The organism is Ruegeria sp. CE6, from assembly GCF_056537485.1.
This window is the reverse complement of record NZ_JBQFRR010000007.1, coordinates 68,461-88,173: the sequence shown is the minus strand read 5'-3', so window position 1 is coordinate 88,173 and position 19,713 is coordinate 68,461. Positions and strand designations below refer to the sequence as shown.

At 54.3% G+C, this 19,713-nt stretch carries 8 protein-coding genes and 1 pseudogene; 6 read left to right on the top strand and 3 right to left on the bottom strand.

Annotation, left to right across the window (positions count from 1 at the left end; genetic code table 11):
- A partial coding sequence (locus ACR0DK_RS20145; protein ID WP_480737844.1) for a PA14 domain-containing protein occupies positions 1-3,257 on the top strand: 3,257 nt, incomplete at its 5' end.
- Between the two features lie 61 nt (positions 3,258-3,318).
- On the opposite strand, the gene ACR0DK_RS20140 is transcribed toward ACR0DK_RS20145, so the two are convergent.
- The gene (locus ACR0DK_RS20140) at positions 3,319-4,440 is read right to left on the bottom strand and encodes an acyltransferase family protein (protein ID WP_170567819.1); all 1,122 of its coding nucleotides are present in this window, start codon (positions 4,438-4,440) and stop codon (positions 3,319-3,321) included.
- Positions 4,441-5,049: 609 nt separating this feature from the next.
- Between ACR0DK_RS20140 and ACR0DK_RS20135 the strand changes: the two genes are divergently transcribed.
- From ACR0DK_RS20135 to ACR0DK_RS20120, 4 genes are all read left to right on the top strand, one after another.
- The gene (locus tag ACR0DK_RS20135) at positions 5,050-7,047 is read left to right on the top strand and encodes an acyltransferase family protein (protein ID WP_170399640.1); all 1,998 of its coding nucleotides are present in this window, start codon (positions 5,050-5,052) and stop codon (positions 7,045-7,047) included.
- A 298-nt stretch (positions 7,048-7,345) separates the two neighbouring features.
- Positions 7,346-8,401 (top strand): glycosyltransferase 61 family protein, encoded by a 1,056-nt coding sequence (locus ACR0DK_RS20130; RefSeq protein ID WP_223118735.1) that lies wholly within the window; start codon positions 7,346-7,348, stop codon positions 8,399-8,401.
- A gap of 71 nt (positions 8,402-8,472) precedes the next feature.
- Positions 8,473-9,552, top strand: a complete 1,080-nt coding sequence (locus ACR0DK_RS20125) for a DegT/DnrJ/EryC1/StrS family aminotransferase (protein WP_480737839.1) — start codon at positions 8,473-8,475, stop codon at positions 9,550-9,552.
- 3 nt (positions 9,553-9,555) lie between these two features.
- Positions 9,556-11,202 carry a hypothetical protein gene (locus ACR0DK_RS20120; RefSeq protein ID WP_170819465.1) on the top strand — a complete coding sequence of 549 codons (1,647 nt, stop codon included), beginning with the start codon at positions 9,556-9,558 and terminating at the stop codon, positions 11,200-11,202.
- Positions 11,203-11,269: 67 nt separating this feature from the next.
- On the opposite strand, the gene ACR0DK_RS20115 is transcribed toward ACR0DK_RS20120, so the two are convergent.
- Positions 11,270-12,583, bottom strand: coding sequence for a glycosyltransferase family 4 protein (locus tag ACR0DK_RS20115; protein WP_480737835.1), 1,314 nt, complete (start codon positions 12,581-12,583; stop codon positions 11,270-11,272).
- A 96-nt stretch (positions 12,584-12,679) separates the two neighbouring features.
- A pseudogene (locus ACR0DK_RS20110) lies at positions 12,680-12,778 on the bottom strand (integrase core domain-containing protein); the annotation flags it as partial.
- 486 nt (positions 12,779-13,264) lie between these two features.
- Between ACR0DK_RS20110 and ACR0DK_RS20105 the strand changes: the two are divergent.
- Positions 13,265-19,711: a type I polyketide synthase gene (locus tag ACR0DK_RS20105; RefSeq protein WP_480737832.1), complete on the top strand. Its 6,447-nt coding sequence runs from the start codon at positions 13,265-13,267 to the stop codon at positions 19,709-19,711.
- Positions 19,712-19,713 lie beyond the last annotated feature (2 nt).

Below are 19,713 nucleotides of genomic sequence, written 5' to 3'. Positions count from 1 at the left end.
TGTCGCAGATTGATTTTTCTGCTGCAGCGGATGAAACGACGCTCACCAATGCACTGAACTACGATGGGAGCACTCAGATCTGGGAGGGCGGCCGTGAGGACGTCTTTGCCGTGCGTGCCACGACCGATTTGCATATTGAGCAGGCGGGAAGTTACACGTTCTATTTGCTATCGGATGACGGTTCCAGCCTGCGGCTCAATGGTCAGGACCTGATCGACAACGACGGGCTGCATGCGACTGAGCTACAGACCGCCACGATCGAGCTGTCGGCGGGCACCCATAGCCTTGAGGCGCTCTACTTCGAGGCCTATGGCGATGCGACCCTGATGCTCGAGTGGGCTGGCCCCGATACTGGTGGTAACCGCGTCCTGCTGACCGGGGATCATGTGGCAAGCCCTGGCGACGGAACCCCGCCCCCTGTCGATGAGACACCCGTTGACGAGACGCCTGTCGATGAGACGCCGGTGAACGAAGATCCCGTTGAGGATGATCCTGTTGATCCGACACCTGTTGATCCGACACCAGGTGATCAGGATGACAACTCGGATGGTGGCGGAATCCCACCCGTAGACGTGGATTCGGCCTTTTCCGTGGCTGGCGGTCGAGTGACAACGCTACAGGTGGAAAATAGCGAATCCGTTGAAAGTATTTCTATTCTGGAAGGCCCGGATCACGGGAACCTGACCGTGAACCCGGACAATACACTGGCGCTGGTGATGAGCCACGAGCAGGAGTTTTCGGGTCAGATAAACTTTACCTATGAAGTCACTTATGCAGGCGGTGCCACCGAAGTGCATGGTAGCACTGTGAACGTGCAGCCGACCACGCAGGGCGATGGCTGGGGAAAAGGTGACTTCTACATGCTCGAGCAGGATGAGAACGGGAATGTCGTTGTCGAGCATGGTGACAATCACCGTGAGGTCTATGTTTCGGGCAGCAATGATGCGCTGAGCATCTCGGATATCGCCGCCATTGAGGGGCTGCGTGCTGACCAGATTACGGCGCAATGGCTTGTCAACAATCCTGAATACGGCGGCAGTGAAGGTATGGCGCTGGACAGTCAGGCCGGGATGATGCTGTGGCGTCAGATCACGGGTTCCGGCTCCGAGCCGTCCTCGCACTGGCTCCTGTTTGAGCGCGGATATGAGTATGATGGGCTGGGTAGCATCATCGAATGGGGCACTCAAGGTGAGAGCCCCCTGCATCCGATTCATATTACCGCTTATGGTGACGGAGACCGCCCAACCCTTCATGACAACATCTCGATCATTGCCGAACAAAGCGACTATATTGTCTTCTCCGATCTGGAGGTGACCGGTGGGGTCCAATCTCTAACTGGATCTCACCTGTTGTTCGACAATGTGGATTTCAACAGCAATACTCTGCTGGTTGACGGTGCCGTTGGATTTACCCTGAATAACTCAACAGTCACAGATGTTTATCTTACGTCACCATTGGAGGGCGGGTCTTGGACTGGCTATGAGGGCGCGACGGGAATTCTAATGAGCAATACTGATGGTCTGCTCATCCAGAATACTCTGTTTGATCAAAATGGGTTTGCTCCAGACTATGACCCGAATTTGTCGACCTCTGGTGGCCAACCTCCGAGTGTGTTCAGTCACGGTGTCTACATTGACTACAACAACTTGGATGTCACATTCCGCGACAACATTGTGATGAATGCGGCAAACAATGCGATGATGATCCGCTCAGGCGGCTTCATCGAGGACAACGTCCTCGCAAACAGCAACGCGGCAGGCAACTTTGCCGGGGGCAATTGGAACGGTTCGGGCTACATTGGCAATTATACACTTTTTGCAGACAACGTCGTGACCTCGGCAGGCTATCACGTGGCAGAACATACTGGCGCGCCATCTATAGGGATACACAACAACGGTCTGGATACAACGATGATAGACAATATCATCGCGCACTTGGCCAACCCCGACAATCCGGAAGAGATAGCTTATAAGGAATGGGCAGGCTATGCTGTTGGTCACACCCAGAACCCTTTCTATGACGACACCATCGTATATAACTGGGATGGTTCAAGAGAAGAGCAACCAGACCAGAATATTGATGGTCTCAACACGGACATTCTTAACGCGACCACGATTCAGAATTTCACCCAGCAACTTCTGGGCGATCCGAATGCAGATATTCCGGATCTGGTGGCGTTTCTGCGGGCTCAGGCCGACGGCGAACTTGATCACTATGTGGACGCCGACCTGATCATTGACTTCTTCCAGACCGGCTTTGGCTTGGCCGTCGAGGAGCGCGTCATCGCTGAAACCGTGCGGTTCGTGCCCAGCGATCTGGGGGATGGTATCCGCTGGGACAACAGGCTCAACTGGACGACCGAAGACCTGCCTGGCAGCGTTGCCGGCGACAGTGTCGATCTGGGCGGCAATTGGGTCAGTTACGGTGGCACAACTGTCATTGCGAACCTCGAGTTGGGCGACGGCGGTACGCTGACCGTTGGTAATGGCAAGCTGACTGTCACTGGCGACACCACGGTCGGCGAAGATGGCGGCACGATTCAGGTCTCCAATGTCGGCCAATTGTGGATGAATGGCTATGGCGACGACGATACACTCGTGCTCAATGTCGACGGCGGCCGTTTCGTCAATACCGGTGATATGAGCGGGAGTGCCCAGACCACCGTCACGGATGGTCAGGCGATTTTGGCCACAGATGGTGCCAATTACGATGTCGAGGCTGGTGCGATCCTTCATGTTGAAGGCAACGATGCCAAGGTCGGTTTCGATGGAGAAACAGGCGACACCGCCGTGCTGCGCCTTGCCGAAGATGGTACGTTGGCCTTCTCGGCCGAGGATGGCGACATCGGCGGGATCGGGGAGTTCCGCTCAGGTGCCTTCGGTGACGACCCGGACGTCGCTTCGGGCGCGAACCTTGGTCTGGGTACGCTTGATCTGGACCTCTCTGGCCTTTCCGTCGGCACATATGAGCTGTTGTCCGTCGATGAGATAATCGGGGAGTTCTCCGACGTGTATTTCAATGGTTTGGCAGGCAACCATGACGCCGATCTGGTGGTCGATTACACCAATGATACGATCACCCTGTCGGTGACAGAGGGCTCGGGCTCCGTGAATATGTCCTATGTTGGTGAAGAGGGTGATATGGACGACCATGGCGCTGCCCTTTGGGCGGCCTTGACAGATGGTCATGATCCGCATTCCGATACCCTGCCGACGGAAATCTATAACGAAGCCGAATTGGTCTATATGATTGGCTGAACCGGCCACTCAGATCCTCAGGGCGGTTGAGCATTCCTCTACCGCCCTTTTTCTACAGAAATCAGGGCTTCTGTAGCAGGCCGAGGAATGGCTTTCGGCGCTTGAATGACAGGAAGTAGTTTTCATAGGTTCTGAAGCTTATTTCAGCGATTGCGATGGAGATCGGAATATAAGCCAGAGTGACCAGAAGCGACCAGCTTGGATCACCCGCGGAGACGCCCAGAAATGCCAGGCCGCGGGTTGTGAAATCCAACCCGATCAGATGATACAGGTAGACGCCGTAACTGATCGCACCTACCCGCGCGACGGGTGGTAGTGACAGAACAGGGGACAATGCGTTGTCCTCCCGCACGACCAAAGACCCCAGCAGGAGCGCCATGATCAGATGCACAACAAGCTGTGGCCAACCTGTCAGGTTTACGGGTAGAAATTCCAGAGCAACTATCAAGACACCGAGCCAGATCAGCGCGCTCCATCGACCACCAAGGCCGCGTGACAGTACCATGTAGCCACGACGATTATTCAACAATACAGCCAGAAATGAGCCCAACAAGATGGCCTCATAAGCTCCCCCCGGTAGTGCCCAGACCGCGTTCTCGGTACGCAGCGGGCCTGGCCACATCCCCCATTGTTGGGCATAGGCACAAAATACGATGGCCGCCGCCAAAAGCCAGCCGCGGATATGGCGCATATGCAGGGTCAAAAGCAGGACCAGCGGCCAGAGCAGGTAGTATTGTTCCTCGACCGAAAGTGACCAGGTTGGTGCTAGAAGCGGGATTTCTTCGGTCAGGAAATTGGCCATAAAAAAATAGTAGAACTTGACCAACGGCACATATTGGGTCTCGCCTTTCAACGCGATGTAATAGATCGATAAGGCTGTCACGATCAGGAAATAGACCGGCAGGATCCGCAGCGCCCGACGCCAGTAGAAGCCCGCAATAGAAAATTGCCCCTTACGGGCCTCTTCGCGCAGTAGAAGCGTCGTAATCAAGAACCCACTGAGCACGAAGAACAGGTCCACACCAAGGAAGCCGCGATCCAACAGGCGTAAAGGTTCCTGACCCGGATCAAAGAGCGGGCTGTGGTGCCACAGTACTGCGCCGATGCAAAGACACCTGAGCCCGTCAAGCGAGCCGAAATGCCTTCGTGCAAGATAGTCGTCGTATAGATCTTTGGCCTGCATACAAAATAACCGCTCAAATTGCGCCGCTAGTATTACGAAACACCCCAAAAGAACCAGTGCCGGATTTGGTTTTAGGCCAAATGTTTAGCGGCGGCCACGCTGAAGGCCGCAGAGGATGAGACATTTTTTTGCCGCTGGAGCAAGAATAATGATCCCGTGACGCTCTTGCTGCAATTGTGCGACGGTCGTTCAAAATCCAAAGCGCCTAATAGACACTGTTCTGTGTTGAGAACATTTGATCACTTCAGCCCGCATATCAAAGCGCATCCGGTGTTGCGAATGCTCGTTATGGTCGTCTCAGGGACTTCTGCAGGCAATTCATCGACACAGTGAGAACATCACCAGTCGAACACCCGCTGATGTCTGCGACGGCAGAACTGTGCAGAGTTTAAAAATGGAAGGAGATCAAGAAAAAGACACCCTAAAAACAACGCTTGCAGCCCTGATTTGCCGTCGCCTAAACTGAAACCGAACCAGATCGTACTGTACGAAATCACCGACGTGTTCTGAAAAGCTCTGATAACAGACGAACGCGGCTTGGGTTTATCTTGTGTCGAAAGGTTGGGTGTATCGGTAAATTTGATTATTGAGTACTTCTAGGGACAAAGGATGACGGTCTCATCATCTGACTACAGACGTGAAATCGATGGCTTGCGCGCCTTGGCGATCCTGCCGGTTGTGTTTTTCCATTTTTCGCTCCCCGGTCTGGGTGGCGGGTTTGTTGGCGTTGATATCTTCTTTGTCATCTCCGGTTTTCTGATTGGCGGGTTGCTTTGGTCGGAACTCACCCAGACGGGTGGAATCCGATGGGACCAGTTTTTTCTCCGCCGGATACGGCGACTGGCACCAGCCTATTTCACGATGGCGATCAGTTGCCTTGTGGTCGGCTGGTTTGTCCTTCTGCCGTTCGAGTTTCAAGAGCTGGGCAAAGAGTTGATCTCTTCTACGGTCTATTTGTCCAACGTTTATTTCTACCTGTCTGCGGGATATTTCGACACCGCAGCGGACGAGAAACTTTTGTTACATACGTGGTCACTGGCGGTCGAAGAGCAGTTTTACATCATATTGCCGCTTTTTCTTTTGCTTTTACGACGTGCCCAAAAATGGCTGCCAGCTATCCTGATTAGTCTTGGGCTGGTGTCATTGGTGGCATGTATTGGCTTCACCTCCCTGTCTCAGCCCGCGGCTTTCTATCTGTTCCCCTTCCGGGCCTGGGAGCTTCTTGCTGGTGTTTGTCTGGCGATCTTTGGGCATCGCTATGGCTGGCGATGGTCCATACATCCGCTTGTCAGCTGGATCGGCTTACTGCTGATTGTTGGGTCCGTGACGCTGATCCCGTCGGACGAGAGTTTCCCGGGGATCTGGCCCCTTGCGCCGGTTCTGGGCGCAGTTCTGATCATCGGAAACGGTAAACATGACAATCCCGTCAATTGGGCATTGAACCATCCGGTGCTCGTCTTCATCGGGTTGATTTCCTATTCCCTCTACCTTTGGCACTGGCCGGTGATCGTGCTGGCCCAATACTATTCGGGTGAGGAATTGAGCCTGCTGGTACGAGTGATGTTGATCGGCGTCTCTGTGATATTGGCTTGGGCGTCCTTACGGTTCATTGAAAAACCTGTTCGTTTTGGCAATCTGAAACCTCAGGCGCTTTTGGGAGGCGCTGCCGGAGCCTCGATAATCACCCTAGGCGGTGGCGCGGTGATCTATCTTGGGGATGGGATAGTCGAACGCTTCCCCCACGATGTACGTACCCACATTGAAGCTTCACAGGACTTCAGATGGGATACACCGACCTGCCGTCTTTCCGAGAGCTACGCCTTTCCGGGCAGCACAGTTTGCCACATCGGTCCAGAAGGTGACCCTGAAGTATTGATTTGGGGAGACAGCCACCTTGTTGCTTTGTCGGCTGGTATAGAGGCTGCCGCAAGATCGGCTGGCGTGCCTACATTGGTTGTTTGGCAGCTTGGCTGCGCACCTGTGTTCGGGATTGGAAAGGACGAGAGCTTTCAGCCAGAATTAGAAGACAGGAAATGCGAAACCGCAAATACGTCTCTTCAGCAAGGCTTGGAAGAATTGCCGGATTTGAAGGCGGTGCTTTTAGTGAGTCGCTGGGCCTATCATGTTGAGGGTAAGGGCGTCGGCTTGGATGAAGGAACAACGACCAAGTTGTTTCCATCAATTGGCGGGCTTTCTGGGGATGATCAGCCACAACTTTTTGCAAAGGCTCTTCATTTTACCGTTGATGAACTGGAGAATAAATCTGACAGGGTGTTCGTATTGGAACATCCGCCAGAAATTTCAAACTATCTATCATATTTTTTGGCACGCGATGCGGCGCTACGTGGCATGGATGACAGCGAACTTATGGCCCGTACACTGGTTCAAAGCAAAGATTTGAAACAACGAATGTACAACACTAATCGAGCGCTCGAACCCGTGCTGCGCCGCCCGAATGTCACACTTCTGGAAACCTGGCCGGAGTTTTGTACGGGCGACATTTGTTCAGCGATGAAGGATGGAAGAGCCGCATATCACGACAACAACCACGTAACCATAACCACAGCTCTGGGTTTGCAACATCTGTTCTCCCCCGTTTTTGAATAGGGATGAATTAGCGAGAGGGAAATCTGTTTTCGAAAACCTTCTGGCCAGAAGGCAAAAATAACGGCATAAGCTCCGAAATTTATGATGAAACGCAATTCGGTATCACCAGACGCGGACCACGCGTGCTCTTTCCTCATAGAGTGAAAAGATCAAATCCTTGATTAAAACGTCATCCGCTCGCGATCCACTTTTTCAAAGACTGAGCCTTGCCTGATCGCTGTATGTTTGATGACCTTGCCAAGCCTTGTCTGTACAGTTGTAAAGTGCCGGCTTCCCAACCAGAGAGGATTCTTTTGTGGTGATCGACACTATCAAAATGCGTTGGATGGCCGCGCGCTTGGCACGGGGGCGCGGGGGCGACTTTCTGAGTAGGGCAGATCGTGTTCACGAACTGGCCCCAGGTGAGCGCTCCTCAAGCCAGCCTGCGGTGTATTCGGAAGTAGACCTGGAAAAAGTGCAAAGGATTGCTCCTTGGCGCAGCTGGGATATCGAACAGGTTTTGATCAAGGGCGCGCCAATGGACCACGGGCCGACCTTGTCTTACGAGATGTCAGATGTACTGGTTTCAGGCGCGTATCTTTATAAGGGTGCATTGCGGGGGCGCTATGGGGCGGGCAACGACAGATTGTTTGGGAAGCCCCAGAGAGAATGGCAGGAGTTGGACAGTGCACAACTTGTGACCTGCAGGGTCGGAAGTGAGCATTTCGGTCATTTCATGTGGGACAACCTGCCCATGGAGTTGTTGCCCGGGCCGAATGATCATCCAATCACCTTATGCGCGTTACCCCGCTGGCACGAAGAGGGATATCGTAAGGTCTTCGGTATGGCTGCACCGCCTGTGGTTATGCGTGGCCGTGTCAGGAATCTGACCGTTTACTCAGATGTCGGACAAAATGCATTCCGGGCAGCGAGGTATCAGGAGCTGCGGGCGCGGGCGCGTCGGTTTGTGTGTGCTGATGGACCTCTTCCGGACCGACGGGGCGTTTATATCCTGCGTGGGCGCGGTGGCGAGCGTCGTGAATTGATTAATGAGGCTGAAATTGCCCAAGAACTGAAGGCCGAGGGCTTCGTGATCATCGACCCTGACCAAATGGATGGGGAGGAAATTACCCGACTGTCTATGGGGGCTCGTGTCGTTGCTGGTGTCGAAGGCAGCCATATCGCCCACGCGCTTTTTTCCGTTGCCGATGGTGGTGCCTTTTTGATCATACAGCCACCAGATCGTTTTTCGATGGTATATAAAGAGTTTACTGACAGGATGGGCTTGTCTTACGCTTTCCTTGTCGGAGACCCGGTCGACAACGGATTTCAAGTTGAACCGGATAGTTTGAAACGCTTATTGGAAAGGCTTTGAAGCAGATTCCTCGAGATGCACGTACAATTGAAGAGCGGCTAAATTATAGCAATACCCTCAAGGGAATTGGGATGGAAAAGGCTGAAAAAAAAGCCCGAAAATTCACCACGACACACTTAGCTGTGAAATTCGTTGAGGCGAAGAATCCAGACATACCTTTGGTCGCCAGCTTGTTGGAAACCTGTTCGGCCATGAACCAATGGGCCAACTTTGGACCTCTTTATGACCAGTTGGTCGCCGATTACTCCACGCATATGTCGCTGGGTCCTGAACTGACGCTGACGCCTTGTGCCAATGCTGGGATCGCGCTGGAGATGGCTGCACGAGCCTTGGCGGCTGACACAGGAGTGCCGAAACTGAGGTGGGTTGGGTCTGCCTTCAGCTTCAAGAACCTCGGGCGAGGATATTTCTCGGACATGTCTTTCGTCGATTGCGACGAACAGGGCGTCATGGACCTCGACGATATCCTGACGCTGGAGGCCGACAGCTATGATGGCATTATCGTTACCAACCCTTTTGGTCTGGTACGAGATTTTGACCGGTTCATCGCTTTTGCCAAGCAAACTGGCAAGCAGCTCATCATAGACAACGCTGCAGGGATGGCGCGCAACATTCCGCCTTGGCCGTGGCAGGTTTTCAGCCTGCACCACACGAAACCCTATGGATTGGGTGAAGGGGGGATGGTGCTATCGCCAGCTTCGGCGGCCCAGTTTCTGCGCCTGCTGATCAACTACGACCGGATACCAGAGGCGCCAGAATACTGGCTAAACAACGGCAAAATCTCTGACATCTCATGTGCGTTTCTGATTGCGCGGCTTGCAAACGTCGCTAAGTGGAAACCCGGTTATCTCGAACAGCGTACCCGCATTGCCGCCCTCTTCACGGATGCGGGCGCCGCATCGCTTTTGCCAACGGATGGAGCCCCGGTCACCAACAGCATACCCGTATTGTTGCCACGTCCGATTGATCATGCACGTCTTGCCAATCTGAAGCTTGGTGTGGATATCGCCCGGCAGTACCCGCCGCTTGCACCGCTGCCACAGGTCAGTGCCATTTACGAGCGGCTGATCAATTTCCCGACCCATCCCGATTTGAGCATTCTGACGGATGCAGAGATTTCAAAGGATATCGAACTTTTGCTCGAGCATTGACATATGGCCTATTCTTCAAGTGCGGATCATGGACTGACGGCGCTGGTGGCGCTTCTGATCACCATGCTAGGTGCCGCTCTGGCATATTGGGTTCTGATGCCGACGGTTGGCATTGACGATGCCAACATCACGCAGGTTTATGGTCGCAACCTCGCGGCGGGGCATGGCTATGTCTACAATATCGGCGGCGAGCGGGTCGAAGGCTCAACCTCGCTTATCTGGACTCTGATCAACGCAGTGGCCTTCTGGATCTCAAGCACGCCTGAAATAGGCCTGGCAGCGCTTAGCGCCGTGTTTGCCTGGGTTACACTCTTTAGCGCCATGCGGATCACCCGGGAGTTGACAGCTGAAAGTGGGCCGATCCCCGCGCTTCTGACCGGGGCGGCCTTTCTGGCCTTCCCGGCGTTTTTCGGCTGGATGATCTGGTCGCTGATGGATGTCACGCTGTGGGTCATGGTGATCGCAGTGATGGTTTGGCTCTTATGCCGGATCGACAGGGCAGGGCCGCGCGGTAATCTAGTTTTGGGGGTAGCGGTGCTGGCCGCGCTGTTGCCTGTGACGCGACCTGAAGGGATCGCACTGACCATGGCGCTTGCGGGGTTTTACGTATTGCGCTGGCTACTTTTTGCTGTGCCAGGTCTGTTGACCGGGCTTGTGATCGGATTGGCAGGCGCGGGGAGTTTTGCCGCCGCCACAGCGTGGCGGCTGAGCTATTTTGGTTATCCGGTTCCCAACACCTTCTATGCCAAAACCTCGACTGATCTTCTGGCGCAAGCTGAACTCGGCGCGCGCTATGTGTTGTCTTACTTACAAGAACCGCAGAATGTCTTGTTGTTCGTCAGTTTCTGTCTGTCTGGTGCGATGGTGCTGTCACGTGGGGGCTGGGCGCAAAGGGGGGCCTTCTGGCTTTCGGTCTATCTGATCGTAGGCGGTGTAATGGTCTATACCGTACTTGGCGGAGACCACTTCGGATCACATCGGCAGTTTCTGTATTTTCTGCCGCTGGCTTTGCCCATCATTGTGGCTGGGTTGGCGAGCTGGGTCCCCACAGATCGGCCGCGGTGGCAGATTTCAACCTTGCTGATTGTACCATTCGTCGTGACTGCCTTGGTGGCTGGAGCCCGTTTTGTGCAAACAAAAGGCAATATGATCATAGAATTTGCGATCGCGGATGCGGGACGTGTGCTTGGAGACAAGCTTAACGAACTTCCGGGCACACCTTCCATAGGTGTGTTCGCCGCTGGTGCCATTCGCATGACCTACGATCACGAAGTCCTGGATTTACTCGGATTGAACTGGACGAAAATGGCCCATGCGCCCGATGATGGTTACCGATCAGACGTGCCCAATCAGCATGGGTTCAACAGCAACGTGTTTTGGGAGAGTCCGCCAGATGTGTTGCCGATTTTTCCATCCGACAGCACGTGCCCGTCCGAATGGGTGCCGCTTTCCGGGTATCTAGATGCGGCCTCTGATCAAATTTCCCAGACCGAAAGATTCCGTACGACCTACGATCTTTTTTGCGACGCTGGAGTGTCGTTTTATGCCGCGCGCGACTATGTCACCCAAAGTTGGGAAGGAGATGAAACAGGTGCTTTTCGGAAGATCCTGCCTAACCATTTAGAGGGTTCTCTGCCAGTAGCCGAATAACTGGATAGGATGTCCAACACTTGAGAATTAGTCTTTAAGAAGAAAAGTGAGGTTTCTTCATCTTTTGCTAAACAATGGGTAATTTTACGGGAAATGGGGTGGGTTTCTCGATTGAGCGTTTGGTAACCCAATCGTACACGTCGCTTATCTGTTGTGCCTTGGCTTGCCAGGTAAAGTGGTTTCTCACGTATTCTCTGATAACGTCTGATACTTCCACTAGTTCATCCAATTTGCTTAAAATGCTCTCCAACTCATCTCGAAACCGCTCGATTATCTCGTCGCGAGATCCTATCTGGACCTTGTAGCCCGTGCCAGAAATTACCAGTTCGCCCGGTCCAGCATAGTCTACTATAACTGGCACAAGCCCCATTGCCATTGCTTCCAATACCACACCTCCGCCAAATTCGCGGATGCTTGGAAAAGTTAATAACTGGCATTTGCTCGCGGTTTCTTGGACATCCTTGTGTTCAACCCAGCCATGAAAAAATACTGAATCTGTAACTCCAAGGTTTTGAGTGGTCGCTATCAAATCAGGCATCATCGGGCCATCACCGATGATATCTAGTGTCATTCGTCCGTCAGCAAGAAATGGGGCAGCGGCCTCTATTAGCATGTCAGGGCCTTTGTACGGTACGAGGCGCCCAATGAAGCATGCGCGCAAAGGTAAATTGCCAGAATGAGAAGCGACTTGGTTAAAGCGCGTCATATCGACAGCGTTTTCAGGAATATAAATGCACTTTGTTTGAAATTGTTTTGGGATCTCGCTTTCAGTGTATCTTGATCCCGTCAAAATAGCACTTGCCGAAGCCAATGTTGCAGTTCTTCCGGGCAGGAGTTTATAGGCTCCTCGCACATAAGATAGCCACTCACGTTCTCGTCTTCGCTCTGCATCAAATCCGTCAGGCCAAGGCACACCCCCGTTCAGTGGCCCTAGCACAAATGGGACGCCTGCCTTTAAACATCGTTTTGCCAAAGAGCTTGGGGCGGTTGGTGAAAGGGGTGTAATACGATGGACAATGTCATAGTATCCTTCCCGAATGCGGCTGCCGAACTTTCTCCAGACGAGTTTTTCGAAATAGGGATAAGCGATGGCACTAATCGCCGCCTCGGTGGTCCACCCCTTTCCCTCTCCCATGCGCAAAACACTGGCGATTTTCCACATGGGCCGTGCTAGTGCCTCGGAATCTAATGCGGTGAAATCGGTGCCTTCTTGTAGCCCCACCCGCGCTATTGCTTCGCGATTTCGTATTTGCGTCACTAGGTGAACATCCGCAACTTCTCGTAGTGCGTTGTACAGCGACCATCCAACAAGGGGGACACTCACCCACTCAGGGTTTGCGGCTTCAGCAATAACCAGCACTCGCAGTTTCTTAGTACTCATGTTACTTAGTCTTTCTTTGCATATTGGCTGAGTGTCTGGATTTCAAAGAAGCTGTTTTGACCTGATCAGCCCCACTTTAGTGGTCCAATTTGATTGTTAGTGCACGACTGGCGTTTGGTCCATCTGGATGATGGATGCTGAGACCGGAGGGCGGTAGCCCAGAGCACTGTGTGGTCGTTTCGTGTTGTAATGTTTCTTCTATTACTCGATCAGGAATATTATCGGTAACATACCGTCTAGGCCAGATAACGGTCGATCAAGACTTCAACGCCACGGAGGACTGAAAAAGATTCTGCAGCATCTGCCAAGAGATAGAGAAGAGTTGCGCCCGTTACGTTCTCGTCAAATCTAGACAAAAATGGTCCGCTCAGACCGCTTGAGAAATAGAGTTGCTAACCTGCGTCTGACATCAGACAATAACGCAACAAAACTACCCTAAAGCGACTTTCTGTATCCATTTTGCAGACAGTCTATCGTTGAGTTAAACAGATTTCACGCGTCTTATGGTCGCGCAAACCAAGGCATTTTCTGGAGAGTTCCTTTAGCTTATGAAAAATGTGTCTCATTCTGTTGGGATAAAAATCCTCACAAAATTTGTATAGTGTTTAAAATGCCAGATTTGTTTGGCAACATTGTTCGCACTGCATAAGATCAATGCGGTTCAGTCATAGGTGTATTTAAGTGAGTAGTTCCGTTCGGGAAAACGATATTGCCATTGTTGGCATGGCCGCGCATTTACCTGGGGCGGCCTCGGTTGAAGAGTATTGGCACAACCTGCGGGACGGCATTGAATCCATCCGCCATCTTAGCGAAGACGATCTACGCGCAGCGGGTGAAGCTCCGCATTTGCTTAACCGACCGGATTATGTGCCTTTTGCCGCCCCTCTGGAGGGGTTTGAGGGTTTTGATGCCGAGTTTTTTGGCCTCTCCCCCAAGGAAGCTGCCATCATGGATCCGCAGCATCGCCAATTCCTTGAGGTGTCTTGGGAAGCTCTGGAAAATGCCGGCCATACACCCGAGAGCTTTTCAGGTCCGATTGGGGTCTTCGCCGGTTGTGGTATGGGCAGCTATTTTTATTTCAACATTTGCTCGAATGCTGACCTTGTGGACGACGTGGGCATGTTCCTGTTGCGTCATACCGGCAATGACAAGGATTTCCTCTCGACGCGGCTGAGCCATATTCTTGATCTCAAGGGGCCCAGCGTGAATGTGCAAACGGCCTGTTCAACCTCACTGGTGGCAACACATTATGCTACGCAAGCGCTGTTGACCGGTGAGTGTGATATGGCGATTGCCGGGGGTGTCACCATCGAGCTGCCGCAAAATCGCGGCTATATCTACAAAGAAGGTGAGGTCCTGTCGCCGGATGGTCATTGCCATGCCTTTGATCATCGGGCGCAGGGGACGGTTTTTGGATCGGGGGCGGGGGCCGTTATCCTTCGCCGCTTGTCAGATGCAATTGCCGATGGCGATCACATCTGGGGTGTGATCAGGGGCACGGCGATCAACAATGATGGTGCTGACAAGGCCGGGTATCTGGCTCCTTCCGTCGAAGGACAGGCCGCCGCCATATCGGAAGCCCATGTCATGGCCGATGTTACGGCAGATACGCTCGACTATGTGGAATGCCACGGCACTGGTACATATCTTGGTGACCCGATCGAGGTGGCTGCGCTGACACAGGCCTTTTCTGACACCACCGATGAGACGGGTTTTTGCAAGCTTGGATCGGTGAAAACCAATATTGGCCATCTGGATACAGCCGCCGGTGTGGCGAGCCTGATCAAGGCATCCTTGGCCCTGTATCATCAGGAAATCCCACCAAGCCTGGGCTATGAAAAACCCAATCCGGCGATCGATTTCGAAGACAGCCCGTTTCGCGTCAATGATCAGTTGACCCCATGGGCATCTCACAAAGGGCCACGACGCGCCGGAGTGAACTCGCTGGGTGTTGGAGGTACCAATGCTCATGTGGTGCTGGAGGAAGCACCCGCACGGGCCGCATCTGAGTCATCAGATTGGCCGTTCCAGTTGTTAACTATTTCTGCGCACAGCAAAAAGGCGCTTGAGGGCAATTCAGCTGCACTGGCCGCACATTTGCGGCGGCATCAGGATGAAGATCTGGCTGATATTGCATGGACCCTCAAAGAAGGCCGCCAGGGATTTGAAAAACGCCGTGTGATTGCTGCTGAAAGCCACGAGGAAGCCGCGGCGCTTCTGGAAGGCGGCGACCCTCGCCGGGTCTTTACGCATTCCGTCATCTCCGACAATCCCGATCATGTCTTCATGTTCCCCGGGGGCGGCGCACAATATGCCGGCATGGCGCGCGATCTCTATGAAACAGAGCCTGTTTTTGCCGATTGGATGGATCGCGGATTGGAGATTTTGCAGCCCAAGATCGATTATGACATCCGTTCATTGTGGCTGCCGGAACCCGGACAGGAAGCCGAGGCCGACGCGCGCCTGACCACGCCGTCGGTGCAATTACCGCTGATCATGATCACGGAATATGCGCTGGCGCAGCTCTGGATCAGTTGGGGTGTGGAACCAGCCGCGCTTGTCGGTCATTCCATGGGGGAAAACACCGCTGCTTGTGTGGCCGGTGTCATGTCCTTTGAAGACTGCATCGGCCTTGTACATCTGCGCGGCCAGCTTTTTGATACTGTGCCCGCAGGTGGCATGCTGAGCGTACCGCTGCCTGCAGATGAGTTGCGCCCGCTGCTGGGGGATGATCTGGATTTGGGCGCGGTGAACGCTCCGGGTTTGAGTATTGCAACCGGGCCTCAGGCCGCGCTTGACGCGCTTGCAGACCGATTGCAGGCGCAGGACATCGACTGTCAACGTATCCAGATCGACATCGCCGCCCATTCCCGCATGTTAGAGCCGATCCTGCAGGATTTCGGGGACTACCTGCGCAGTATCACCCTGAACGCTCCGCAAATTCCTTTTCCGTCGAACCGGAGCGGCACCTGGATCACAACCGAGGAAGCAACTGATCCAGAATACTGGGTTGGGCATCTCAGAAACACTGTTCATTTCGCAGATTGCATCACCACACTGGCAGAAAACCCCGAACGGATTTTCATCGAGGTTGGTCCGGGCAAAGCGCTGGCCTCGTTAACGGGTCAGCATGACAAGGTTGACGCCAACCAAGTTATCGGCAGCTTGCGCCATCCAAAGGATGACATCGCTGATGACGCATATTTCCTGGCGATGCTGGGTCGGGTCTGGGCGTTGGGCGGAGATTTTGACTGGGGCCAGTATTGGGGCGAGGCGCGCCGCAATCGCGTCGTGTTGCCCAGCTACGCCTTCCAACGCGCGCCTTATTTCATTGAGCCGGGCAAAGCCCAGTCAGATGCTGAAACTCAATGGTTGATGCGCAGCGATGATCCCGCTGGCTGGGGGTATCGTGTCAGCTGGACCCCTACCTATGCTGCTTGCGATATCGACGTGGCGCAGGGCCTGGAAGATGTGCCACCAGAAAGCTGGCTTGTCTTTGAAGATGAAGCGGGGCTGTGTCGTCAATTGGCTGAGCGCCTGCGTGGTGCTGGCCATGCCGTCACCACGGTGGTTCCTGGCGACGGTTTTGCGCGCATCCATGAAGATCACTACTGTCTTGCCCCGGAGCGGGGGCGCGAAGGCTATGACATGCTGCTCAGGGATTTGTCGGATCAGAGCCGCCTGCCCACACGTATCGTGCATGGCTGGTCCCTGACAGACCGTGAAAGTTTCCGCCCTGGCAGCAGTTTCTTCCATCGCAATCTGGAGCAAGGCTTTTACAGTCTCTTTTTCCTGGCGCAGGCGATTGGCGAAGAAGACCTACCAATGCCGCTGCACATGCATGTGCTGAGCTCGGGCGCATTACAGGTTCGGGATGAAGATTTACCGCACCCGGAAAAAGCCACGCTGACAGGTCCTACGCGGGTGATCCCGCGCGAGTTTCCCGGCCTGACATGTGCCCTGCTCGATATCGATCTGCCTCAAGCCGAAGGCAAACGCCGCCGCCCGGCGCTGCCCGGCGACATGGTGGGTCAGGTGCTTGAGGATCTGCTGGCAGAACCTGCCACGCTGACGGCGGCCATTCGCGGCGGCAAACGCTATGTACAGGGGTACCGGTCGCAGCCTCTGCCTGAGCCTGACATTGCAGATTTACCTCTGCGCAACGGGGGCACTTATCTGATCACCGGTGGGTTCGGAGGTATTGGGCTCACATTGTCCGAAGCTCTGATCCGCAAAACCGGAGCCAACATCGTTCTTATGGCCCGTAGCCCTCTGCCTGCGCGTGACAGCTGGGAACAAATACTGCATCAGAATGCTCCGCAGGACCGAACCGTCCGGAACATCCGCGCCATCCAGACACTTGAAGCCGCTGGCGGGAAGGTCCTGCCGATTGCTGGGGACGTCAGCAATGTCGAAGACATGCAGCGCATCATTGCGCGCAGCGCGCAAGAGTTCGGAGAAATCCATGGTGTCATTCATGCCGCTGGCTTGATCGATGACGCGCCCATTATGACCAAGTCCATGATGGAGATTGAAGACATCTTTACCCCCAAGATTCACGGCACACAGGTGCTTGATCAGGTATTTCCTGACGGGGCGCTTGACTGGCTGGTTTTGTTTTCCTCGACCTCGACGGCAACCGCGCCCATTGGGCAGATAGATTATGTGGCCGCAAATGAGTATCTCAACGCCTATGCGCGCGCGCGCTCGGAAGACCAAACACAGGTGTTGGCTGTAAACTGGGGCATCTGGTCCGATGTGGGCATGGCCGCGGACGCCATGGAAACGCGTATCGGGCCCGAAGAAGCGCCGGTTGAACCGATTGACCAACCCATGTTGGACAACGCCACTTTTGACCGGTCCGGAAATCGGGTTTTTACCGCAGAGTATGAAGTGGCGGAGCGCTGGTTCCTTGATGATCACCGTACCAAGGCGGGTCAGGCGCTGGTGCCGGGCACAGGCTATCTGGAGCTTGCCTCCGAAGCCCTGCGCGCCCAAGGCGAAGCCGGCCCGTTCGAAATTCGCGACCTTTATTTTCTGCGTCCGCTGGCTGTTGACGATGATGCCGGGCAACAAGTGCAACTGCGCCTGCCACGCAGCGATATGGGCTATGATCTGGTGATACAGAGTGCACCTGAAGGGGGATCGAGCTTTGAGATGAACGCGCAGGCCAGCCTGTCGCTCTTGCCGCTGGAAAACCCAGAACCTCTTGATATTGCTGCTATCATCGCCCGATGCGCTCCGCAGTACAAAGCCGAAGAAAATGCGCGCCTGACAGCTGCACAAGAAGCACATTTGAAGTTCGGCCCACGCTGGCAGGTTCTGACCCAAACAGCACTTGGAGCCGAGGAAGGGATCGCCCATCTCAGCCTGCGTGGAAGCCTAACTGACGATCTGACCGCAGGCTATGATCTGCACCCCGGCTTGATGGATTTGGCGACGGGATGGGCGATGGAGTTGATCGAAGGCTATCAACCTACCCATCTGTGGGTGCCCGTTTCGTATCGCTCGGTGAAAGTGCACCACCCGCTTGGGCCACAAATCGTGAGCTGGGTGCGCAGCGCTGGTGACAATCAGGCTGACGGCGAAACGGCCAGTTTCGATGTCATAATTGCCCTGCCTGATGGCAGTGTCTGTGTCGAAGTCGAAGGCTTCACCATTCGGCGAATAGAATCCGTTGCCGACTTTGCCCATAGTGAAGCACCAAACACCGCGAGTACGGGTGATGTGGAACTTGCACAACCTCTGTCGCCTGCCGAAGAGCGCCTGCGTCATAACTTGTCGCAAGGTATTTCCTCGACAGAAGGCGCTGACCTCTTCTTCCGCGCACTAAGGTTGAACCAATCGCAGGTCATTCTCTCATCATTGGACCTGAACGGACTGATTGAACAGGCCGCAGAGACGGGCGCGTCCACCGGTGACAGCGAGCAGAAATTCCAGCGCCCAGACCTCGACGGGGAATATGTGGCGCCGGACAATGATATTGAACGTCGATTGGCCGGGTTCTGGCAGGAGCTGCTGGGGGTTGATCAGATCGGGGTCGAGGACAGTTTCTTCGACCTTGGAGGGCATTCCCTGATCGCCGTCCGGCTTTTTGCGCAGATTCGGAAAACCTACAATGTGGACTTCCCTATTTCAGTGCTGTTCGAGGCGCCTACTATTCGCAAATGTGCCGAATTGATCGCCGCACGTGGTGTCCCCACCGAGGGCACTGCGGAAGTGACCCCAGCAAATGCACCAGTCGCACCTACACGTCGCTTTACGCATCTGGTGCCGATGCATTCGGGCGAAGGTGGATCGAAGACACCCTTCTTCCTGGTGGCGGGCATGTTTGGCAATGTGCTCAACTTGCGCCATCTGGCCCATCTGATCGGATCCGACCGACCCTTCTATGGACTGCAGGCTCGCGGCCTTTACGGCGACGAGGAGCCCCACCGTGATCTGTGCGAAGCGGCATGTGATTATATCGCCGAAATGCGTCAGGTTCAGCCACATGGCCCCTATATGTTGGGCGGGTTTTCCGGCGGTGGTATTACCGCTTACGAGATTGCCCGCCAGTTAACGGAAGCAGGTGAGGAAGTTCTGGCGTTGATCATGCTGGATACACCTTTGCCGGTCCCCCGGGCGTTGAGTACGCGGGATCGAGCGGTGATCCAGTGGCTTGAGCTGAAGAAGAAGGGGTTATCTTACCCGATAACTTGGCTAAAAAACCGTATCGCCTGGGAGGTCGAGAAACGACAGCGTCGCCTTGAAGACGATACCACGACAGCAGGTCAAAATTTCCACGATACCGCCATTGAAGCTGCGTTTTTGGAAAGTATCGCCAATTACCCGCTCAAACCTTGGGATGGGCCGCTGACTCTGTTCCGCCCGCCACTTGTTGGTAAATGGCAGGTCGCGCCAGACCGTCTGGTCAATGACGATCGCGACTACCTGAGCCCTGATAATGACTGGACCGAATGGGCTCCTAAACTTGAGATACATGAAGTCCCCGGAGATCATGACTCCATGGTGTTGGAGCCCAATGTACGAGTACTCGCGGCTCGGATGCGGCGCAGTCTGGAAGCCGCAGACAAATCCGCACTCTCTACCCCTCTTCGACAACTCCGGCAGGAGGCGGCTGAATAACA